The organism is Variovorax trehalosi, from assembly GCF_051216415.1.
Lineage (GTDB): Bacteria > Pseudomonadota > Gammaproteobacteria > Burkholderiales > Burkholderiaceae_C > Variovorax.
In genome coordinates this window covers 101,248-123,491 of record NZ_JBPJZG010000009.1, presented here as the reverse complement: position 1 = coordinate 123,491, position 22,244 = coordinate 101,248, and the positions used below count along the sequence as shown (strand labels likewise).

At 67.9% G+C, this 22,244-nt stretch carries 16 protein-coding genes; 8 read left to right on the top strand and 8 right to left on the bottom strand.

Translation table 11 applies throughout. The features are described from left to right. Positions 1 to 127: 127 nt before the first annotated feature. The 4 genes from ACSFA7_RS28440 (at position 128) to ACSFA7_RS28425 (ending at position 4,959) form a co-directional block, all read left to right on the top strand. Positions 128 to 751 (top strand): hypothetical protein, encoded by a 624-nt coding sequence (locus ACSFA7_RS28440; RefSeq protein WP_435502457.1) that lies wholly within the window; start codon positions 128 to 130, stop codon positions 749 to 751. 11 nt (positions 752 to 762) lie between these two features. Next, positions 763 to 900: a hypothetical protein gene (locus tag ACSFA7_RS28435; protein WP_435502456.1), complete on the top strand. Its 138-nt coding sequence runs from the start codon at positions 763 to 765 to the stop codon at positions 898 to 900. Between the two features lie 86 nt (positions 901 to 986). After that, positions 987 to 2,615, top strand: coding sequence for a peptide chain release factor 3 (locus ACSFA7_RS28430; protein WP_354358610.1), 1,629 nt, complete (start codon positions 987 to 989; stop codon positions 2,613 to 2,615). A gap of 310 nt (positions 2,616 to 2,925) precedes the next feature. Next, on the top strand, positions 2,926 to 4,959 hold the full coding sequence (locus tag ACSFA7_RS28425; RefSeq protein ID WP_435502455.1) for a hypothetical protein: 2,034 nt from the start codon (positions 2,926 to 2,928) through the stop codon (positions 4,957 to 4,959). Between the two features lie 25 nt (positions 4,960 to 4,984). Here ACSFA7_RS28425 and ACSFA7_RS28420 read toward each other — a convergent pair whose 3' ends face one another. From ACSFA7_RS28420 to ACSFA7_RS28410, 3 genes are read right to left on the bottom strand one after another with little or no spacing between them, the layout of a single operon-like run. Beyond that, positions 4,985 to 5,788: an ABC transporter permease gene (locus ACSFA7_RS28420; RefSeq protein ID WP_435502454.1), complete on the bottom strand. Its 804-nt coding sequence runs from the start codon at positions 5,786 to 5,788 to the stop codon at positions 4,985 to 4,987. Between the two features lie 5 nt (positions 5,789 to 5,793). After that, the gene (locus ACSFA7_RS28415; protein ID WP_435502453.1) at positions 5,794 to 6,636 is read right to left on the bottom strand and encodes an ABC transporter permease; all 843 of its coding nucleotides are present in this window, start codon (positions 6,634 to 6,636) and stop codon (positions 5,794 to 5,796) included. Further along, positions 6,636 to 7,631 carry an ABC transporter ATP-binding protein gene (locus ACSFA7_RS28410; protein WP_435502452.1) on the bottom strand — a complete coding sequence of 332 codons (996 nt, stop codon included), beginning with the start codon at positions 7,629 to 7,631 and terminating at the stop codon, positions 6,636 to 6,638. Before ACSFA7_RS28410 ends, ACSFA7_RS28415 begins: the two co-directional genes overlap by 1 nt. Before the next feature lie 95 nt (positions 7,632 to 7,726). Between ACSFA7_RS28410 and ACSFA7_RS28405 the strand changes: the two genes are divergently transcribed. Next, entirely contained in the window at positions 7,727 to 8,569 is an 843-nt protein-coding gene (locus ACSFA7_RS28405; RefSeq protein WP_435502451.1) for an HAD-IIB family hydrolase, read from the top strand. Here the strand turns inward: ACSFA7_RS28405 and ACSFA7_RS28400 are convergent. Then, entirely contained in the window at positions 8,559 to 9,824 is a 1,266-nt protein-coding gene (locus ACSFA7_RS28400; protein ID WP_435502450.1) for an MFS transporter, read from the bottom strand. The genes ACSFA7_RS28405 and ACSFA7_RS28400 overlap by 11 nt on opposite strands. 88 nt (positions 9,825 to 9,912) lie before the next feature. Between ACSFA7_RS28400 and ACSFA7_RS28395 the strand changes: the two genes are divergently transcribed. Continuing rightward, complete coding sequence (locus tag ACSFA7_RS28395; protein WP_435502449.1) at positions 9,913 to 10,515, top strand: TetR/AcrR family transcriptional regulator; 603 nt, start codon at positions 9,913 to 9,915, stop codon at positions 10,513 to 10,515. Here the strand turns inward: ACSFA7_RS28395 and ACSFA7_RS28390 are convergent. The 4 genes from ACSFA7_RS28390 to uvrA form a co-directional block, all read right to left on the bottom strand. Beyond that, positions 10,469 to 11,449 (bottom strand): Bug family tripartite tricarboxylate transporter substrate binding protein, encoded by a 981-nt coding sequence (locus tag ACSFA7_RS28390; protein ID WP_435502448.1) that lies wholly within the window; start codon positions 11,447 to 11,449, stop codon positions 10,469 to 10,471. The genes ACSFA7_RS28395 and ACSFA7_RS28390 overlap by 47 nt on opposite strands. A gap of 95 nt (positions 11,450 to 11,544) precedes the next feature. Then, complete coding sequence (locus ACSFA7_RS28385) at positions 11,545 to 12,591, bottom strand: histone deacetylase family protein (protein ID WP_435502447.1); 1,047 nt, start codon at positions 12,589 to 12,591, stop codon at positions 11,545 to 11,547. Positions 12,592 to 12,630: 39 nt separating this feature from the next. Next, positions 12,631 to 13,680, bottom strand: coding sequence for an ornithine cyclodeaminase (locus ACSFA7_RS28380; RefSeq protein ID WP_435502446.1), 1,050 nt, complete (start codon positions 13,678 to 13,680; stop codon positions 12,631 to 12,633). A 117-nt stretch (positions 13,681 to 13,797) separates the two neighbouring features. Beyond that, positions 13,798 to 19,548, bottom strand: coding sequence for an excinuclease ABC subunit UvrA (uvrA, locus tag ACSFA7_RS28375; RefSeq protein WP_435502445.1), 5,751 nt, complete (start codon positions 19,546 to 19,548; stop codon positions 13,798 to 13,800). 173 nt (positions 19,549 to 19,721) lie between these two features. Between uvrA and ACSFA7_RS28370 the strand changes: the two genes are divergently transcribed. Next, on the top strand, positions 19,722 to 20,834 hold the full coding sequence (locus tag ACSFA7_RS28370) for an ABC transporter substrate-binding protein (protein WP_435502444.1): 1,113 nt from the start codon (positions 19,722 to 19,724) through the stop codon (positions 20,832 to 20,834). A 177-nt stretch (positions 20,835 to 21,011) separates the two neighbouring features. Next, positions 21,012 to 22,124, top strand: a complete 1,113-nt coding sequence (locus ACSFA7_RS28365; protein ID WP_435502443.1) for an ABC transporter substrate-binding protein — start codon at positions 21,012 to 21,014, stop codon at positions 22,122 to 22,124. Positions 22,125 to 22,244: the final 120 nt, after the last annotated feature.

Genomic DNA, 22,244 nt, shown 5'->3' with positions numbered 1-22,244 from the left:
GCTCGATTTCGATGCCGCCACCTACCAGATGAACGAGGCCTTCCAACAGGCCAGCAGCGGCACGTTCAGTGCCGACCCTTCCGATCCCGGCAGCTAGGTCTTCGCCAGCCCGCGCATCGCAGGCGCCGTGAACACGGCGCGGTTCCGGGTGACCGACGATGCGATCGGCGGTGCATTCCCGTTGTATGTGAGCGCACTCGCCACGCCGCCGCACCAGGTCCAGCCCTTCTTCGCGGTGCGCAACCTGGTCACGAGCCAGGCCGATCTCCCGGGCAGCTGCGACCTCATCGTGGCCGGCACGCCTGCAGCCCTCGAACCCCGCTACCTGTCGTCCAGCATTGTGCGCGTGGTCATCGGGCCGGACGGCGAGCTGACGAAGATCTGCAGGCTGACCGCGGTCACGACCTGCGCCGAGGAAGCATCGCCGGACGCCTTCATCGTGTCCCCGGCATCGAACCAGTGGTACCTGTTCTCGGGCGGCGGCTCGGCGCTCTTCACCTTCGTCGTGGCCAACGTGCGAAGCCGCGAGATCATGCTGGCATTCGGCCGGGAGGCCTACGGGAGCGACGGCAAGCTCGGCTCCTACCTGCTCCTGGGGCCGCGCCAGCCTGCCACGGGGCCCGCGACATGGCTCACCGGCAACGTGCACAGCTATTCGAGCGCGGGCAATTGGGCGCACTGGCCATCGGCCCGTCGAGCCATGGGGGCTCCTACCGGCGAGCCGACGGCACGACGGCGCCGTTCGCACTGACGCTCGGCCCCGTGACGAACAACGGGTGGTTCATGACCGGCACCGATGCCGTCGGCACGCCGTTCCTCGCAATCAACGACGGCCGCTTCGTGTTCGAGATGCCGTCGAACGGCGATGCGAGCCAGTTGCACATCGGCCTGGCGGATTGACCGCGGGATCGACGCAATCCACCCTGGCGGGGCCGCCGGGGGTGCGTCCTTCTAAAATCGGGTGATTCCCCCGCAGATTGCCCACCTTGTCTTTTGTTGCCGAAACCCGCCGTCGCCGCACCTTTGCGATCATTTCCCACCCTGACGCCGGCAAGACCACGCTGACCGAAAAGCTGCTGCTTTTCTCCGGTGCGATCCAGATCGCCGGCTCGGTGAAGGCGCGCAAGGCCTCGCGCCACGCCACCTCCGACTGGATGGAAATCGAAAAGCAGCGCGGCATCTCGGTGGCCTCGTCGGTCATGCAGATGCTGTACCGCGACCACGTGATCAACCTGCTCGACACGCCCGGCCACAAGGACTTCTCGGAAGACACCTACCGCGTGCTCACCGCCGTCGACTCGGCCTTGATGGTGATCGACGCGGCCAACGGCGTGGAAGCGCAGACGCGGCGCCTCATCGAAGTCTGCCGCCAGCGCGACACGCCCATCATCACCTTCGTCAACAAGATGGACCGGGAAGTGCGCGAGCCGCTGGACATCCTCGACGAAGTGGAGCGCGAGCTCGGCATGCCCTGCGTGCCGATGACCTGGCCCGTGGGCCAGGGCAAGAGCTTTCGCGGGATCATGAACCTGCGCACGCAGACCATGACGGTGTTCGAGTCGGGCAGCGAGCGGCTGCCGCATGACTTCGAGACGATTCCGCTGACGGAACGCGACAAGCTCACCCAGCGCTTCGGCGCCGATTTCGAGTCGGCCATGGACAGCATGGAGCTGGCCACCGGCGCCTCGCCCACCTGGGACCGCGAGGCGTTCCTCGCCGGCAAGCAGACGCCCGTGTTCTTCGGCTCCGGCGTGAACAACTTCGGCGTGATGGAAGTGCTCGATGCGCTGGTCGACCTGGCGCCCTCGCCGCAATCGCGCACCAGCACCACCATGGTCAACCGCCAGCCGGTGGTGAAAGAGATCCAGCCCGAGGACAAGGACTTCGCGGGCGTGGTCTTCAAGGTGCAGGCCAACATGGACGCGAACCACCGCGACCGCATCGCCTTCGTGCGCATGGCCTCGGGCAAGTACACGCCGGGCATGAAGCTCAAGGTGCAGCGCACGTCCAAGGAACTGCGCCCCACCAGCGTCGTGACCTTCATGAGCCAGCGCCGCGAGGCCGTCGAAGAAGCCTATGCGGGCGACATCGTGGGCTTCACCACCCACGGCGGCGTGCAGCTGGGCGACACCATCACCGACGGCGCGAGCCTGCAGTTCACCGGGCTGCCCTTCTTCGCGCCCGAGCTGTTCATGACGGTGATCCTGAAGAACCCGCTGCGCACCAAGCAGTTGCAGCAGGGCCTGGCCCAACTCGGCGAAGAAGGCGCGATCCAGGTGTTCCGCCCCGAGGTCGGCGGCCCGATGTTGCTGGGCGCGGTCGGCCAGCTGCAGTTCGAAGTGGTGCAGCACCGCCTGAAGGCCGAGTACGACGCCGACGTGCGGCTCGAGGGCTGCCAGTACACGGGCGCGCGCTGGATCACGGCCGACACGCCGGCCGAGCTGCGCGAGTTCGTCAACGCCTACCCGGTGCGCATGGCCAAGGACGCGGCCGACACGCTGGCCTTCCTGTGCACCTCGCCCTACGACGTGCGGCTGGCGCAGGAGCGTTTTCCGAAGATCCACTTCCACCCGCTGCGGGAACACGCGGGGCTGGCGCTGCAGAGCGCGGGCTGAGCTGGGCTGCGAACCGACTGTGAAATCGCATAGTCCACGCTTACAGTAGGCCCTTCCGGTTACGATTGGCGACAAAGCATCGCGGCCTCGCAAGGCTGCGGCAGATCGTCGATTTACACGCGGGGGGGGGAGACTGATGTTCGCTGTCGGTTGGTCGAAGTCGCTGTCGAGTGCAGCGCTTGTGTGTCTGGTTCTTTCGGGCTGCGGTGGTGGCGGCAGCGGAGGGAGTTCAGTCGGTTCGGGGGGCATTTCATCCGGGGGAGCCGGCCTTGGCAAGGTGACTGGGTCCGATGCGCAGTCCTCCTCGGCAATGCTCCAGGCACCCGGCGACGAGCCGGCTCCTTCGTTCTCGGCGCAGGTCACCGACAACGCTGGCCCCGATCTGTCGGGTGCCCAGGCCCGGCTCGATGCCCCGGACCCGCGAAACGGCAGCTACGCGGTCTACGCGGCCAACGGGACGCAGCTGACCCTGTCGATCGACTTGAACGCGAAGCGCTATGTGATGACCGACCCGGCAGGGGAATCGGCATCGGGCACCTTTGCCGAAGATTTCACCGAGCCCGGCACCTACGTCTTCGACACCACGCGTGTCCCCGCCGCACTGAATCTGGCGCGCTTTCGCATCACCGCGGACGCCGCGGTCGGCCAGTTCCCGTTCGCGAACGCCTACTCGAGCCCCGCAACCTACGCGGTGCAGCCCTTTATCGCGGCGCGGACTTTCGTGACGGCCGGCGCGGCGATGGACGGCGTCTACAACCGCCTGGGGATCAGCCACAACCGCAACGGCAGCGTCGACTCCCAGGCCGTGCCGATGCGCATCTCCGGCACGGGCACGCTGCTCGAGATGTGTTTCGACAACACGATCTACACGATGGACGCCTGCCCCACGGGGTCGAAACGCGCTTATTCGCTGGCCGTCGACGCCAACTCGAAGTGGACCGGCACCAGCGTCACCAACCCCGACGACAAGATCGGGTTCCGTATGACCCGCATCGGCGGTCAGAACGTCTACCTCTCGGCCGGCGCCAGCACGATCGATCCCGATACCCAAGTCTTCCGCCTGGCCGTGCCGGAGTCGTCCAGCTGGCCGGCCGTCACGATGCGCGGCGGCTCCACACGGGGCACCTGGGGTACGACGACGCTGAACGCAACCACCTACCTGCGCGCGTCTTCGTCCGCCGATGACAACTACAACACCCTGACCATGCCCGTCACCCCGCTGGCGTCGGGGCCGACAGGCATCCGCGTGCTGACCAACGGCACCGACAAGTACCACGCCGTACAGGGAAGCGGCCTGGTGGTCTCAACCGGGTTCCGCACCGTTGCAAGCACCGTGGGCTACATCGCGCTCGGCCTCGTCGACAGCCGCGCGCCCGGCGACTCGCGCAACGGCCGCTACAAGGTCTTCGCCACCAACGGCACGCAGCAAACGCTGAAGCTCAACCTCGACACGAAGCGCTACGAGATGACCGACAACACGGGCGCGACCGTGGCCGGGGCGATTGCGGACGACGGCGCGGAAGCGGGCACGTATATCTTCGCAACGGGCCGGGTCGCCAACACCCCGTACAACACGGCACGCTTCCGGGTCTCCAGCGATGCCGTCGTCGGTGGGTTCCCGTTCGCGGTGGCGCTCTCGAATCCGGCGACCTACGCGGCGCAGCCGTTCGTTGCGGCCCGGACCTTCGTGACCCGCGCCGCGGATCTGGACGGCACCTACAACCAGGTGGCCGTGACGCGCAACGCCGCCGGCGCGGACTCCTCCATCACGACGTTCAAGCTCCAGGGTGCGGGCACGGGCATGGTCCTGTGCAACAGCAACGCCATCTCGGCCATCGATGCGTGCCCCAGCGGGTCCCAGATCGCGTATTCGGTCAGCTGGGACGCCGCCAATGCGCGCTGGCAGGCGATCCGACTCGACAACCCGGACCCGAACCAGGGCCAGATCTTCCATATGGCGCGCATCAGTGGACAGAACGTCCAGCTGCGCGGCGCATTCGGCGCCAGCCAGGCCAGCACGATCTTCCGCATCGGGTTGCCCGAATCGAATGCCTGGCCTTCGGTCACGGCCCACGGCCATGCCACCGACGGGTCATGGGGTTCTTCCGTGCTGGATAACTACGCGAACCGGCGCACGAGCACCAGCGTGAACGGAACCACGGGAACGCTGAGCTTCCCCGTGGACACGATCAGCAGCCTGTCGGCGCTGCGCGTGGTGAACGGCCGTGGACCCCACAACGACAAGACGTACTTCGAGGCGCGATCGTCCGGCCTCAGCGTGCTGGTGGGTGCGCGACTCAACGTCAATACGCAGGGCTACATCCAGCTCAATCTGGTGGATTGAGGAAGAAGGCCGGAAGAAAGAAGACTCAGCTGCCTGTCGACGCGTAGCGGCGCACCCCCAGCCGCCACACGCCGAAGGCAGCCGCCAGGAACACGAAGCCCGTGGCCGGCGACACGATGCCGACCCACGCCGGCGCGCCGAGCGGATCGGCCTTGCCCAGGATCGCCAGCGCCGGGTAATAGGCCACGCAGGCCAGCGGCACCACGAAGGTCAGCACCCGGCGGAACCATCGCGCATACAGCGCCAGCGGGTATTGCGCCGCCTGCACGCCGCCGTAGGTGAGCACATTGGCGATCTCCAGGCTCTCGACGGTCCAGAACGACAGCGTGCCCTGCAGCACCAGGATGCCGAGGAACAACGCGACGCCGCCGGCCAGCGCGAACAGCGCAATCGCCACAGTGGCGGCCGTCCATTCGATGCCTGCCTGGTGCGTAGCGAACACCACGACGGCCAGGCCCTGCAGCAGGCGGCCCGCGCGGCTGATGCGGAAGTCGTTGCCCATCAGCTGCAGCGCCAAGGGGCGGGGGCGCAGCAGCAAGCGGTCGAAGGCGCCGGTTCGCAGGAACTCGGTGCCGAGCACGTCGAAGCCGCGGCCCAATGCATCGGCCAGCGCGAACATGCAGTTGACCAAGCCGTAGAACAGCGCCACTTCGCCGATGCGCCAGCCCTGCACGTCGCCGAAGCGATGGAACAGCGCCCAGACCACGATCACTTCGATGCCGGTCCCGAGGAACTGGCCGACGGTCAGCATCAGCGCCGAGGCGGGATAGCGCGCCTGGCCGCCGATGGACGCGCGCACGAGTCGGAAGAAAAGAGAAAGCGAGCCCACCTCGGTCAGCCCCCCTGGATCTGAAGGCTGCGCATCGTGCGACCCATCGCAAGGCGTCCCGCCGCGACCAGCACGACGATCCAGAAGCACTGCAGCCCCAGTGCGGCCACGGCATGCCAGCCGCCCAGTTGCCCGAAGTACAGCCGGGCCGGAATGTCCATCAGCCCGGCCAGCGGCTGCAGCAACAGCACCGTCTGCCAGGCGTCCGGCAGCAGCGCGAGCGGCAGTAGGTTGCCCGAGAGCACGATGACCACGGGCGTTGCCACCGCGCTGATGCCGCGCTCGTTGAGCGCAGCGGTGGCCGCCACGTTGAGCAGCATCACCATCGATGCCGACAGAAGCAGTGCCAACACTGTGGACAGAAGGAATGCGAGCCCCGCGGCCCAGCTCGCAGGCAACTGCCAGGCCCATTCGCCCAGACCGGCCAAAGGCAATGCAACCGCTGCGAACGCCGCCATCAGCGCCACGCGCGGCAGCACGCGCGCGGCGATCCATCCGGCGCTGCGCGCGAACCACAGCGCATAGGCGTCCACCGGGCGCAACCGGTCGTAGGCGACCGCGCCGGTGCGCACGGCCTGCGCCACTTCCGGGTCGCCCAGCCAGGGCAGCAGCACGAGCAGCCCCTGCGCAAGCCACGTGTAGGTGATGGCCTGTTCGAGCGACATCGACGAACTCGCGCCCGCGATGGCCGTCCCGCCATAAAAGGCGGCGAACACCATCACCTTGATGCCGCCCCACCAGCACTGCGTCGCGAAGCCCGCGAGCGCGGCCGTGCGGTACTGCAGCATCTGCAGGAAGCGCGAGGCGAAAGCCGCGACGTAGGGACGCGCGAGGGTTCGCAGCCTCATCACGCTTCGGCCGCTCCGTGCATGGCGTAGAAGCGCGCGATCACCGCCTCGATCGCCATGCCTTCGAGGCGGATGTCCTCCACCGCATGCTCGGCCGCGATGCGCGCGATCAAGGCCGGCGCGGTGGTCACCGAAGGATCGAAATCGAGCACCAGCGTCTGGCCGTCGCGTGCGCGCACCATGGCGCCAGGCACCTGCATGGGCAGCGCGGCGTCCTGCGCGAAGTCGACGATCAACCGGCGCTCGGCCATCACCTGCGCGCGCAGTGCCTCGACCGGGCTGTCGGCCAGCACGCGGCCGTGGCCGATGACGATCACGCGCTGGGCCAGCGCCTCGATGTCGTGCATGTCGTGCGTGGTCAGCAGCACCGTGGTGCCGCGCTCGCGGTTGGCGCGGCGAACGAAGTCGCGCACCGCGAGCTTGGACGGCGCATCGAGGCCGATGGTCGGCTCGTCGAGGAAGAGGATGTCGGGCTCGTGCAGCAGCGCGGCGGCGATCTCGGCGCGCATGCGCTGGCCCAGCGAGAGTTGGCGCACCGGCTGGTCGAGCACGCGCTCCAGGTGCAGCAGCGCGACCAGCTCGTCGCGCGTCCTGCGATAGCGCTGCGGGTCGACGCGGTAGATGTCGCGCAGCAGGTCGAAGCCGTCGCCCACGGGCAGGTCCCACCACAGCTGCGTGCGTTGGCCGAAGACCACGCCGATGCGCCCCACGTGACGCTCGCGGTCCGCGAAGGGATCGCGGCCGTCGACCTCCACCCGGCCGCCGTCGGGCCGCAGGATGCCCGCGAGGATCTTGATGGTGGTCGACTTGCCCGCGCCGTTCGGCCCGATGAAGCCGAGCAGTTCGCCGCGCTGCAGTTCGAAGGACACGCCGGACAGTGCCTCCACCGTGCGGTGCCGGCGCTGCACCAGGCCGCGCAGCGCGCCCATCACGCCGGGGTCGCGCTCGGAAATCCGGTAGGTCTTGAGGAGGTGGTCGACGAGGATGTGGGGCATGGAAAAGTGCCGCGCCGGCCTGGAAGGCGCGGCGGGGGCGGGATGCTACACGAAAGCGCCGGTACGATCTCGGGCTCTCCAGAGATTCATCGCCCATGTCGTCTTCGTCGTCTCCCCTGCCCGCCTCGCCCACTCATCTGCTGCCGCTCGACCGCTGGGCAGCACCGGCGCGTAGCGCGATCGCCGGCGTGTTCACGGACATCGACGACACGCTCACCACCGATGGCGCGATCACGGCCGATGCGCTGCAGGCGCTTGGCGATCTGAAGGCGGCCGGCTTCGCCATCGTGGCGATCACGGGCCGGCCGGTGGGCTGGAGCCTGCCCTTCGTCAACACCTGGCCGGTCGATGCGATCGTGGCGGAAAACGGCGCGGTGGCGCTGCTGCCCGCGCCCGACGGGCAGATCGAGAAGCGCTACCAGCAGGATGCGCCCACACGCGCCGCCAACTTCGAGCGCATGCAGGCGGTGCTGGCGCGCATCGAGCGCGAGATTCCGGGCGCGCAGCGCGCCACCGACTCGGCGGGGCGCGAGACCGACATTGCCATCGACCACAGCGAGTTCGTGCAGCTGAGCGAGGAGACCATCGCGCATGTCGTCGCGCTGATGCGCAGCGAGGGCATGCACGCCACCGTGAGCAGCATCCACATCAACGGCTGGTACGGCGACAACGACAAGCTCGAGGGCGCGCGCTGGATCGTGCGCGAGCTCTGGGGCCGCACGCTCGACGACGAACTCGACCGCTGGGCCTATGTGGGCGATTCGACCAACGACCAGCTGATGTTCCGCACCTTCGCCGGCAGCATCGGCGTGGCGAACGTGGCGCGCTTCGTGCCGCAACTGGAGCACCTGCCGCGCTATGTGACGCCAGGTGAACGCGGCGTGGGCTTCGCCGAGGCGGCGCGCGCGATGCTCTCGGTGCGCGGCGCTACTCGCTGACCGGCAGGCTGCGCACCGTGCGGCGCAGCACCGCCGATTGGCGCCAGATGCCGAAGGCCGCGATCAGCAGCAGCACCGCCGCGTAGCCTTCCACCGTGTTCAGCAGGCCGAGCGGCTTCACCAGGAAGCCCGCCAGCATCGCCGGCAGGCTGAACGCGAGGTAGCAGACCACGAAGATGGCGGCGAAGAGTTCGCCACGCTCGTGCGAATCGGCCAGCGGCGCCAGCGTCTGCACCAGCGCCGAGAACGCACCGCCGAAGCCCAGGCCCGCGATCGCGGTGCCGACGAAGAACAGCGCGAGCGACTTCGTCGCCAGCGACGCCAGCAGCAGCACCAGGCCGATCGCGATGCTCGCCGTGCCGAAGACGACGGTCCGCGGTGCGGAGACGCGACTGAGCAGCGTCGGCGCGAGCGCGCCAAAACCGGAGAGCACCGCCACCGTGAGGCCGTTGACCACGCCGTTGTCGATGTGGAACACATGCAGCATCAACGACGGCGCGAGCGAGAGGTACAGGCCGCCCAGCGCCCACACCGCGATGAACACCGGCAGGCCGCGCACGAAGTCGGCCCGTGCCCGCGCGGGAATCGACACGCGCGGCACCAGCGAGGCCAGCGCACCAGCGCGCGGCGTGACGGTCTCGGGCATCCACAGCACCACGGCCGCGCCGACCGCGAACACCACGGCCAGCACGCCGAACACCAGCATCACGGGCTGGGCGGTGAACTTGACCGCCATGCCAGTGAGCAGCGCGCCCACGGCGAGCCCCGCGAGCGGCGACACGCTCGTGATCATCGCGCCCAGGCGCTTGCGCGATGCCGGCGCCGCTTCGACCACCGCAGCGCTCAACGCGCCGCTCGCGATGCCCGTGGCCACGCCCTGCACGACGCGCGCGCCGATCAGCCCGCCGATGTCCTGCGCCAACACGAAAAGCCCCATTGCCACCGCCTGCAGCACCAGCGCCCCCAGCACCACCGGGCGACGGCCGATGTGGTCGGACAGCGAGCCGGCCACCAGTAGCGAGATCAGCAGCGCAATCGCGTAGATCGCAAACGCCACCGTGAGCATCGACGCCGAGAAGCCCCAGGCGTGCTGGAACACCACGAACAACGGCGTGGGTGCGGCGGCCGCGAAGAAAAAGGCGAAGAGCACCGCGGCCAGCAGCGGGAAGCCGACCGCTGCAGGTAGCCGCCAGGGCTTGGAACGGGCAGCGACATCAGCGGTGGCAACGGCAAGTTCAGGGCAAGAGGAAGGCATTGGATGTCCTTAACGCAACTTTTTTAGCTTTTGTGATTCTAGACCTGTAGATTCACTAAAGCAAATTACTTTGCGTTAAAGTCCTAGCATGAACGATGTTGTCCTTCCCAGCAAGCGTCCCGGCGGCCGCAGCGCCCAGGTGCAGGCGCTGGTGCGCACCGCCCTCGAACAACTGGTGGCCGAGCAGGGGAGCGAGCGCGTCACCGTGCCGGCCGTGGCCGAACGCGCCGGGGTCAGCGCCTCCAGCATCTACCGCCGATGGGGGGATCTGTCAGGTCTCCTGGCCGAGACGGCCACACGCCGGCTGGACCCGGACCGGCCGCTGCCGAACACCGGCACCCTGCGCGAGGACCTGACCGCGTGGGCGCAGGAACTCATCACGCACCTGGCGCAGCCCTGCAGCAAGTCCCTGTTGAAAGCCGCGGCCGCGCTGGCCACCGGCGAGGCGGACACCGACTGCCTGCGCAACCGCCGCAAGGAAGCCCTGACGCTGGTCGAGCAGGCCCATGCCCGCGGCGAGCACGCGCCAGATGCGCAGCAGGTGATCGATCACCTGATTGCGCCGATCGTGTTCCGGCTGGTGTTTGGGGCCGATCCGGTGAAGCCGGAGCTGGCGGATCGGCTGGTGGGCGAGCTGTTCGCGATCAGTTCGTCTTCGGCTGTTCCTTCGCCAACCCCAGCTTCTCGATAACCACCTTCTCCTTCACCACCGTGTCCTGCGCGAACTTGGTGTACTGCGCCGAGCTCATGTAGTCCGGCAGCATGTCGTAGCGGCCGAGCGCGGCCACGTAGCTCGGCTCTTCCATCGCCTGCTTGAACGCGTCGTGCAGCTTCTTCACCACCTCGGGCGACGTGCCCTTGGGCGCGCCGATGCCGAAGGGCGAGTTCTGCACCACGTCGTAGCCCAGTTCCTTGAGCGTGGGCGCATCGGGGAACTTGGCCAGGCGTTTCTCGCCCCAGGTGTTCAGCACGCGCAGCTTGCCGGCCTCCACTTGCGGCGCGAAGCCGGTGCTGTCGGCGGCCGCCATCAACTGGCCACTGACCACCGCGAGCATCAGGTCGGCGCTGCCCTTGTAGGGCACGTGCTGCAGTTCGATGCCGGCCTTCTGCGCGACGATCTCGGTCGTCAGGTGCGGGCTGGTCAGTGTGCCGGTCGAGCCGTAGGTGAGCTTGCCAGGGTTGGCCTTGGCGTAGGCGACGAAGTCGGCCCAGGTCTTGAACGGGCTGTTGGCCGGCACCACGATGCCGAAGGCGTAGCCCGTGACGTTCAGGACGTAGGTGATGTCCTTGAGCGGGTCCCAGTTGATCTTGGTGGTGTAGCCGAGGCGAAACACGCCGAGTGGAATCTGCGCGACCGTGTAGCCGTCGGGCTGCGCGGTCTGCAGCGCCTGCGCGGGGAGCGTGCCGCCGGCGCCGGGCTTGTTGTCGACGATGACCGGCTGGCCGAGGATCTTGCTCGCGTTGTCGGCGAGCTGGCGCATCGTGATATCGGTCGGGCCGCCTGCAGGGAACGCGATGACCAGCTTGATCGGCTTGTTCGGAAAAGCCTGGGCAAGCGCCGCCAGCGGGGAAGCGAGGCCGCACGCGGCGAGCGTGGCGGCACAGAGAAGGGAACGGCGGGACATGGCGGAGGCTCCTGAAACTTGAAGAACCGCGCATTGGGCCTTGCCCCGCCCGATGCGGCAATCGGGGCTCACCCGACTGCTGTCGCCGACGTTCCTCAGCCGGCTGCGTGGCCGAAACCTTCGAGCACGTTCACCGTGTTGACGCCCACTTCGGCCACCGCATAACCGCCCTCGAACACGAACACCGTGGGTAACCCTGCGCGCGCGAGGTCTTCTCCCATGCGCAGGTAGTCGTCGCTTTTCAGCTTGAAGCCGGAGATCGGGTCGCCCTCGAAGGTGTCGACACCGAGCGAGACCACGAGCGCGCCGGCCTTCACCTTCGCGATGCCGTCGAGTGCGGTCTTGAGCGCCGCGCGCCATGCGGCGAAATCGGTGCCGCGCGGCAGCGGCAGGTTGTGGTTGAAGCCCTCGCCTTGCCCTGCGCCGCGCTCGTCGGCGTGGCCGAGGTAGTACGGGTAGTCGGTGAACGGATCGCCGTGCAGGCTGGCGAAGTGCACATCGCTGCGCTCGTAGAAGATGGCCTGCGTGCCGTTGCCGTGGTGGTAGTCCACATCGAGCACTGCGACGCGCTCGACGCCCGCATCGCGCAGCGCCTGCGCGGCCACCGCCGCGTTGTTGACGAAGCAGTAGCCGCCGAAGAAATCGAGGCCCGCGTGATGACCCGGCGGCCGCGTCAGCGCGAAGGCCGAGCGCTCGCCGCCGAGGACGCGCTGCGTCGCGGTCCATGCGCACGCCGCGCCCTGTCGCGCGGCGGCCCAGCTGCCGGCCGTGAGCGGCGTGCCCGCATCGAACGAGAAGAGGCCCAGGCGCGCCGGAAAACTCTGCGGCAGCACATCGGTGCGCATGCCGCGCGTGGGCCAGTACGACGGGAGCGCATCGCGCGATGCATTCGCCGGATCGAGCGCCACCCACTCGTCCCACGCGCCTGCGATGAAGTCCAGGTAGCGCGGCGCATGCACCTTCGCGAGCAGCGCATCGTCGATCGCATCGGGCGCCTGCAGCGGGCCGAGGCCGCGGCGCTCCAGCTCATGCTTCACATGGTCGACGCGGGCGGGCACCTCGAAGCAAGGCACCAGCTCGCCACGGAACATTTCGACTTTGCCTTGATGCAGTGCGTGCTGGTCGTTGTAGATGGTGAGCATGAAGAAGAAAAACAGGATCGGCGTTGCGGATGCCGCCGATCATGCCGCACGCCGCAGCACCGCCCGGCGCCTGCCGGACGCGGTGAGCCCGAACAGGTCCTTCGGATCGTCGAGCTCCGGCACCAGCGCGATCTTCTGGCCGATGCCGCGTTCGATGGCGAGCTGGTGGATGTAGCGCAGCGCGGTGTAGTCCTCCAGTGCGAAGCCGACCGAATCGAACACCGTGACCTGCTCGGCGCTCTCGCGCCCGGGCACTTCGCCGAGCAGCACTTTCCACAGCTCGTGCACCGGGAAATCGGCCGCCAGTTGCTGGATCTCGCCCTCGACGCGGGTCTGCGCCTCGTACTCCACGAACACGCGCGCGCGGCGCAGCACGTCGGGGTGCAGCTCGGTCTTGCCGGGGGAGTCGCCACCGACGGCGTTGATGTGCATGCCCGGCTCGATCATCTCGGGCGTGAGCACGGTCGCGCGGCCCTGGTAGGCGGTGACGGTGGTGACGATGTCCGCGCCGCGCACCGCATCGGCCACGGAGCGGGCGCGCACGATGTCCATCGGCGTGCAGGCCGAGAGATGCCGCACCAGCTTGTCGGTGGCGTGCGGGTCGGTGTCGAACACGCGCACTTCCTCGATGCCCAGCAGCGCGTGGAAAGCCAGCGCCTGGAACTCGCTCTGCGAGCCGTTGCCGATCAATGCGAGGCTGCGCGAATCGGGCCGCGCCAAGGCCTGGGCCGCCATCGCCGAGGTGGCGGCCGTACGCAGCGCGGTGGTGAGGGTGAGTTCGGACAGCAGCACCGGATACCCGGTGTCGACCTCCGCCAGTACGCCGAAGGCCATGACGGTCGGCAGCCCGACCGAGGTGTTGTGCGGATGCCCGTTGACGTACTTGAAGGCGTAGGCGCCATCGTCGGCCACCGGCATCAGCTCGATCACGCCGAGGTGCGAATGGCTCGCGACGCGCGCCTTCTTGTCGAACTCGCGCCAGCGCAGGAAGTCGTCGCGCAGCGCGTCGGCCAGCGCCTCAAGGAATTGCGGAACGCCAGTTTCATCCACCAGGCGAACCAGGCTGTGAACATCGATGAAGCGGGTCATGACATGGCTCCTTGCGTAGCCCGGCACGGCGCTTCATCCCCTCACATGTTCACTCCACCGTGGCTGATTCAGGATGCGCCTGCGCCAAGGGTTCAAGCCATTCTGCGCCTGCCTGCATCACCGCGCCAGTACCGGTGCCAATGCGACGCCGGTGTGGGTACCCAAACGGACTACCTCTTCCGGTGGCGCGGCGGCGACGATGCGTCCGCCGGCATTCCCGCCCTCGGGGCCAAGGTCGATGATCCAGTCCGCCTCGGCGATCAGGTCGAGGTCGTGCTCGATCACCACCACGCTGTGCCCGCCGTTCACCAGCCGGTGCAGCACGTGGATCAGCTTCTCGACGTCGGCCATGTGCAGGCCCACCGTCGGCTCGTCGAGCACGTACAGCGTGTGCGGCGCCTTCTGTCCGCGGCGGGTGATGTCGTCGCGCACCTTGCTCAGTTCGGTCACCAGCTTGATGCGCTGCGCCTCGCCGCCCGAGAGCGTGGGCGAGGGCTGCCCCAGCGTGAGGTAGCCCAGCCCCACGTCTTTCAGCAACTGCAGCGGATGGCTGATGTTGGGCATGGCCGCGAAGAACTCGACCGCCTCGTCCACCTCCATCTTCAGCACGTCGCCGATGCTCTTGCCGCGCCAGCTCACGGCCAGCGTCTCGGGGTTGAAGCGCGCGCCGTGGCAGACCTCGCAGGGCACCTTCACATCGGGCAGGAAACTCATCTCGATGGTGCGCACGCCCGCGCCTTCGCAGCCCGGGCAGCGGCCTTCGCCGGTGTTGAAGCTGAAGCGCGCCGGGCCGTAGCCGCGCGCCTTGGCTTCGAGCGTGTCGGCGAAGAGCTTGCGGATGGTGTCCCAGAAGCCGATGTAGGTGGCCGGGCAACTGCGCGGCGTCTTGCCGATGGGGGTCTGGTCGACCTCGAGCACGCGGTCGATAGTCTCGTAGCCCTCGACCTTGCTGCAGCCGGCCCAGGCCGCACGCTTGCCCGCGGCGTCGGCGTCGCGGCCGGCCTTGGTCATGCGCTGCACCACGATGCCCTGCACGCTGGCCAGCAGCACGTCGCGCGCGAGCGTCGACTTGCCCGAACCACTGACGCCGGTGACCACCACGAGGCGGTGCAGCGGCAGCGTGGCCGTCACGTCCTGCAGGTTGTGCAGGTCGGCGCCGTGCACGGTGAGCCATTGGCCGCTGTCTTCGGCCTTCGGATTCGGCGAGGGAATCAGGCGCCGGGCCTGCAGCGGATGCTTGATGGCATCGCGGAGGTACCGGCCGGTCTGCGAATCGCCCGCCGCCTCGATGTCCGCCACCGAGCCTTCAGCGACCAGCCGCCCGCCGCGTTTGCCCGCGCTCGGGCCGATGTCGATGATGTGATCGGCGCGGCGGATGGTGTCCTCGTCGTGCTCCACCACCACCAGCGTGTTGCCCTTCTCGCCGAGCTTGTGCAGCGCATTCAGCAGGATCTGGTTGTCGCGCGCGTGCAGGCCGATGGTCGGCTCGTCGAGCACGTAGCACACGCCCTGCAGGTTGCTGCCGAGCTGCGCGGCCAGGCGGATGCGCTGCGCTTCGCCGCCGGAGAGCGTGGGCGCGCCGCGGTCGAGCGTCAGGTAGCCCAGGCCCACCTCCTCGAGGAATTCGAGGCGGCTCTTGATCTCGGGCACGAGGTCGCGTGCGATCTCGGCTTCGCGGCCGGTGAGCAACAGCCCTTCGAACCACTGGCGCACCTCGGTCACGCTCATGCGCGCAAGCTCGGTGATGCCGATGCCGCCCGAGCCGTCGGCCGCGGTACCGAAGCCCACGGCGCGCGCCGTGGCGTTCAGGCGCGTGCCTTCGCAGGTCGGGCAGGCGGTGTCGGCCAGGTCTTCCACCTCGGGTTCGGCGAAGGTCTGTTCGCGGCCCTTGTTGTCGTCGTCGCGGATCGAATCGTCGAAGACCTTGCGCTGGTCCTTGCTGAGCTTGACGCCCGTGCCCACGCAATCGGGGCACCAGCCGTGCTTGCTGTTGTAGCTGAAGAGGCGCGGGTCGAGCTCGGCGTAGCTGGTGCTGCAGACCGGGCAGGCGCGCAGCGTGGAGAACACGTTGACGCGGCCGATGCCCGCGGCCGACACGCCGGCCATCATCGCGGCCTTGAGGCCATCGAGATGGCTCAGCACATGGACCACGCCCTTGCCGTGCTCCAGCGCTTTGGTGAGCGCCTCGCGCAACTCGGTTTCCTTCGATGGCAGCACGTCGAGGCTGGCCACGGGCAGCTCGATGCTGTGCTCCTTGAAGCGATCGATGCGCGGGAAGCCCGTCGTCGGCAGGAAGTCGCCATCGACGCGCAGGTGCGTGAAGCCGCGCGGCCGCGCCCAGTCAGCCAGCTCGGTGTACACGCCCTTGCGGTTGCTCACCAGCGGCGCGAGCAGGCCGATGTGCTGGCCCTTGAAGTTGCGCATCAGCTGCGCGGCGATGCTGTCGGGCGTCTGCGGCTGCACGGCCGCGCCGTCGTGGATGCAGTGCTGGATGCCCAGCTTCACATACAGCAGGCGCAGGAAATGCCACACCTCGGTGGTCGTGCCCACCGTGCTCTTGCGGCCGCCGCGCGAGAGGCGCTGCTCGATGGCCACGGTCGGCGGAATGCCGTAGACGGCATCGACTTCAGGACGCCCCGCCGGCTGCACGATGCTGCGCGCGTACGCGTTGAGCGATTCGAGGTAGCGGCGCTGCCCCTCGTTGAACAGGATGTCGAAGGCCAGCGTCGACTTGCCCGAGCCGCTGACGCCCGTCACCACGCTGAACTTGCCGCGCGGAATGTCCACGCTGAGGTTCTTCAGGTTGTGCTCGCGCGCGTTGACGATCTCGATCGCGTTGCTGCCGGGCGCCGTCTTCGCGTTCGCGATGTAGCGCCGTGCCGCGCGCTCGGCCACCTTGTAGGCCTCGGGGCCGATGGCCAGTTCGTAGTCGGCCAGCGCCGCGCCGGTGAGCGAGGCGCGGTTCTCGCGGAGCTGCTCGGGCGTGCCTTCGGCCACCACCTTGCCGCCGCCCTCGCCGCCTTCGGGGCCGAGGTCGATCAGCCAGTCGCTCGCGCGGATCACATCGAGGTTGTGCTCGATCACGATCAGCGAATGGCCCGCGTCGAGCAATTTGCGCAGCGCGCGCATGAGCCGCGCGATGTCGTCGAAGTGCAGGCCCGTGGTCGGCTCGTCGAACAGGAACAGCGTGCCCTTGCGCGCGACCGATTGCTTGCTCGCCGTTGCGCTCTTCGCGGCTTCGGCGAGGAAGCCCGCGAGCTTCAGGCGCTGCGCTTCGCCGCCCGACAGCGTGGGCACGGGCTGGCCGAGCTTGACGTAGTCCAGGCCCACGTCGGAGATCGGCTGCAGCACGCGCAGCACGTCGCGGTCGGCCTCGAACACCGCGGCCGCCTCGGCCACGGTGAGGTCGAGCACGTCGGCCACGTTGTAGTTCTTGCCCTTGCGCTCCACGCGCACTTCGAGGATCTCGGGGCGGTAGCGCTTGCCGTCGCAATCGGGGCAGCGCAGGTACACGTCCGACAGGAACTGCATCTCGACGTGCTCGAAGCCCGAGCCGCCGCAGGTCGGGCAGCGACCATCGCCGGAGTTGAAGCTGAACTTGCTCGCGGTGTAGCCGCGCTGGCGCGAGAGCGCCGCGGTGGCAAAGATCTCGCGGATCGCGTCCCACGCGCCCACGTAGCTCGCGGGGTTGGAACGCGCGGTCTTGCCGATGGGCGACTGATCGACGAAGACCACGTCGCCCAGGTGATCAGCGCCCAGCAGGCGGTCGTGCGCGCCGGGCGTTTCGGTCGCCTTGCCGAAGTGGCGCATGAGCGCGGGCGCGAGCACGTCCTGGATCAGCGTCGACTTGCCCGAGCCGCTCACGCCGGTGACGCACACCAGCCGCGCGAGCGGGAACTCGACCGTCACGTTCTGCAGGTTGTGCTCGCGTGCGCCTTCGAGGATGAGCCGGTGCGTGTTCTCGCTCACGAGCCGCTTGAAGCCCATGCCGATCTTCTTGCGGCCACCGAGGTACTGGCCGGTGAGCGTGTCGGCGTCGCGCAGCTGGTCGGTGGTGCCGTCGAACACGATCTGCCCGCCGCGGATGCCGGGGCCGGGGCCCATGTCGATCACGCGGTCGGCCGCGAGCATCACGGCCGGGTCATGCTCGACCACCACCAGCGTGTTGCCCGCATCGCGCAGGCGCAGCATGGCCTCGGTGATGCGGTTCATGTCGCGTGGATGCAGGCCGATGCTGGGCTCGTCGAGCACGAACAGCGTGTTGACCAGCGAGGTGCCGAGCGCGGTCGTGAGGTTGATGCGCTGCACCTCGCCGCCCGAGAGCGTGCGGCTCTGGCGATCGAGCGTGAGGTAGCCGATGCCCACGTCGTGCAGGTAGCGCAGGCGGGTGGTGATTTCCTCGAACAGCAGCTTCAGCGCCTGCGCCTCGCCTTCGCTCGCGGGGCTGCCGTTGCCGTGATGCTCGACGCGGTCGAAGAACCTGCGCAGCCGCTCGATGGGCAACAGCATCAGGTCGTGCAGGCAGAGGCCCGGCAGCGCTTCGAGCTGCGCGCGCGACCACTTCACGCCGGTAGGCATGAAGCGCTTTTCGGGCGGCAGCACTGCATCGGCGTCTTCCTTGCTGCCGATGCGCCAGAGCAGGCTGTCGAGCTTCAGGCGCGCGCCGCTGCAGACGGGGCACGGCGTGTAGCTGCGGTATTTGGACAAGAGCACGCGGATGTGCATCTTGTAGGCCTTGCTCTCCAGGTAGCCGAAGAAGCGCCGCACGCCATACCACTGCTTGTTCCAGTTGCCTTCCTTGTAGTTGGGCGTGCCCTCGATCACCCAATGCTTCTGCTCGTCGGTGAGCTTGTTCCAGGGCGTGTCGCGCGGGACGCCTGCGGCCTCGGCGTGGCGCATGAGATCGTCCTGCGCCTCTTTCCACGCGGGGGTCTGGATGGTCTTGATCGCACCGGCGCGCAGCGTGAGCTTGTCGTTCGGGATCACGAGGCCGAGGTCCACGCCGATCACGCGGCCGAAGCCGCGGCAGGTGTCGCAGGCGCCGACGGCCGAGTTGAAAGAGAACATCGACGGGATCGGGTCGGTGTAGCGGATGTCGCTTTCCGGGCAGTGCAGGCCGGTGGAGAACTTCCACACATCGGTGGGCGCGTTTTCCTCGGCCCCGGTCGCATGCACGGTGACACGTCCGCTGCCGCGCTTGAGCGCCACTTCGATCGCCTCCACCACGCGCGAACGCTCGGCGCTGGAGATGCGGAAGCGGTCGGCCACCACGTCGAGCACCTTGCGCGGGCCGGTGGGCGTGGCCACCTCGCGCTCGGACTGCACGCGCGTGAAGCCGCTGGCCGAGAGCCACTGCGTCACTTCTTCTGCCGAGGTGCCGGCCGGCAATTCCACCGGAAAAGTGATAACCAGCCGCGGATCGCCCGCCGCAGCGGCGCGCTCGGCGATCTGCGCATAGATGCTGTCCGGCGAATCGTGGCGCACCGGCAGCGCGGTTTCGCGGTCGAAGAGTTGCGCCGCGCGCGCGTAAAGCAGCTTCAGGTGGTCGTTCAGCTCGGTCATCGTGCCGACCGTGGAGCGCGAGGAGCGCACCGGGTTGGTCTGGTCGATGGCAATGGCGGGCGGCACGCCCTCCACCTTGTCGACGGCCGGCTTGTCCATGCGGTCGAGGAACTGGCGTGCGTAGGCGGAGAAGGTCTCTACATAGCGCCGCTGGCCTTCGGCGTAGAGGGTGTCGAACACGAGGCTCGATTTGCCCGAGCCGCTGGGCCCGGTGACCACGGTCATCTCGCCTGTGCGGATGTCGAGGTCGAGGTTCTGGAGGTTGTGCTGGCGCGCGCCGCGAATCCGGATGGAGCCCTGTGTCATGAGTGCCTTGGGGGGTGGGGCAAACATTCTAGGGAGTGGTCCGTGACGCATCCGTGCACTGCGTCACATGGTCTGCGCTCGCGCAGGGGTTTGTCCGGATACGGCTCAAGACACTTTTGTACACAAATAGCACGTTTGTTTGCAACACCTCAGAGATTTCCACAAAGGTTTTCATGACCAAGACCCGCACGCTTTGCGTCGCCGCCCTGCTGACGTTGACGGCGATGGGCGCCTCGGCCCAGATCCTCATCGGCCAGACCGCCGGCATGACCGGCTCGGTGGCCGCGAGCGTGAACGAGACCATCGGCGGCGCGCAGCTGGTGATCGACGCGGCCAACGCCCAGGGCGGCATCCACGGCGAGAAGATCGAGGTGATCCGCATGGACGACGCCTTCGATGTGAAGCGCGCCGGCGACAACGCCCGCGTGCTGATCGAGGACAAGAAGGTGGTGGCGCTCTTCATGAGCCGCGGCACGCCGCACTCGCAGGCGATCATTCCGTGGCTCGACAAGAACGAGGTGGCGCTGATCGGCCCCTCCACCGGCGCCATGGTGCTGCACAAGCCGCTGCAAAAGCACGTGTTCAACGTGCGCGCCACCTACCAGCGCGAAGCCAAGAAGGCGGTACAGCACCTCCTGACCATCGGCCTCACGCGCATCGCCGTGGTGTACGTGACCGACTCGTTCGGCAAGGACGCGCTCGAAGGCGCGATGACCGGCTTCACCAAGGGCAAGGCCACGCCGACGGTGACCATCCCGGCCGACCGCGACAAGCCTGACTACACGGCCATCGTGCCGGCCATCAAGGACGCCAACGCACAGGCGGTGCTGTGGATCGGCTCGGGCGTGGCGGTGGTCGATGGCATCAAGGCACTGCGCGCATCGGGCTCGGCGGCGCAGGTGGTCACGCTGTCGAACAACGCCTCGTCGGGCTTCATCAAGCAACTGGGCGATGCGAGCCGCGGCGTGATCGTGACGCAGGTGTTCCCGAACGAGCGCTCGTTGGGCCAGCCGATGGTGAAGGAGGCGCTCACGCTGGCCAAGGCCAAGGGGCAGGCGGAGCTCTCGCCCGCCGCGCTCGAAGGCTTTGCCTCGGCCAAGGTGCTGGTCGAGGCGCTGCGCCGCGCGGGCCCCAGGCCCACGCGGGCCAAGATGCTGGCCGCGCTGGAAAGCATCCGCAGCTACGACCTGGGCGGCGGGCTCGAGGTGAGCTACACGCCGCAGGACCACAGCGGCATCGACTTTGCGGACCTGGCGATCATCAGCGACGGGCGATTCAAGCGCTGAGCCTTCCGCCCTCTTCCCCCTTTGCAACGGCCCGCCGGTTCCCGGCGGGCCGTTGCTTTTTGGGTTCTGCAAACAATGGTTTGACAGGGTTTCCACGAGCAAACTAATGTCACTAGTAGCAACACATTACACATCTTCTGACAGAGGCAAGCCCGCCTCGTGGAAAGGCTTTGTTCGATGAAGACGATGTTTGCGTCCTGCGCCGTTGCGCTACTCCTGGCGGCGGTGGTTCCCGGGGCGTCGGCCCAGATCCTGATCGGCCAGTCGGCCGATTTGTCGGGCCCGGTGGCGGCCAGCGTGAAGGAAACCATCCTGGGCTCGCAGCTGGTGATCGACCAGGTCAACGCCCAGGGCGGCATCAACGGCGAGCAGATCGAGGTGATCCGCCTCGACGACGGCCTGGACGCCAAGCGCTCGCTGGAAAACACCCGCATCCTGATCGAGGACAAGAAAGTTGTCGCGCTGCTGCTGAACCGCGGCACGCCCAACACGATCGCGGTGATCCCGCTGCTCGACAAATACGGCGTGGCGCTGGTCGGCCCGTCGACCGGCGCCATGGTGCTGCACAAGCCGCTGCAGAAGAACATCTTCAATGTGCGCTCGACCTACCAGCGCGAGGCCGAGAAGGCGGTGCAGCATCTGCAGACCACCGGCATCCAGCGCATCGCCGTGGTCCAGGCCGAGGACTCTTTCGGCAAGGACGCGATGGAAGGCGCGAACAAGGGCTTCGAGAAGGCGAACCTGAAGCCGGCGGTGCTTGCGCTGGCCGACCGCAGCAAGCCCGACTATTCGGTGATCGTGCCGCAGATCACCAAGGCCAATGCGCAGGCCGTGCTGTGGATCGGCTCGGGCACCGCGGTGACGGAAGGCGTGAAGGCGCTGCGGGCCGCGGGCTCGGCGGCGCAGATCATCACACTGTCGAACAACGCCGCGTCGGGCTTCATCAAGGAACTGGGCTCGGCGAGCGCGGGCGTGATCATCACGCAGGTGTTGCCCTATGAGCGCTCGTTCGGCCACCCGATGATCAAGGAAGCGCTGGCGCTCGCGAAGGCCAAGGGGCAGAACGAGTTGTCGCCGGCACTGCTCGAGGGCTTCGTTGCCACCAAGGTGCTGGTGGAGGCGCTGCGCCGCACGGGTCCGAAGCCCACGCGCGCCAAGCTCATCGCCACGCTCAACAGCTTCCAGTACGACGTGGGCGGCGGCATCGACGTGAACTACTCGTCGACGGACCACTCGGGCATCGACTACGTCGATCTGTCGATCGTGAGCGAAGGCCGCTTCAAGCGCTGACCGCAGCCGTTCTTCCTCCGTAAACACGGCCCGCCGGCACACCCGGCGGGCCGTTTCTTTTGGGCTGTTGAAAACAACGGTCCGCAGGGTTTCCACAAGCACATGAATGTCACTTGTAGA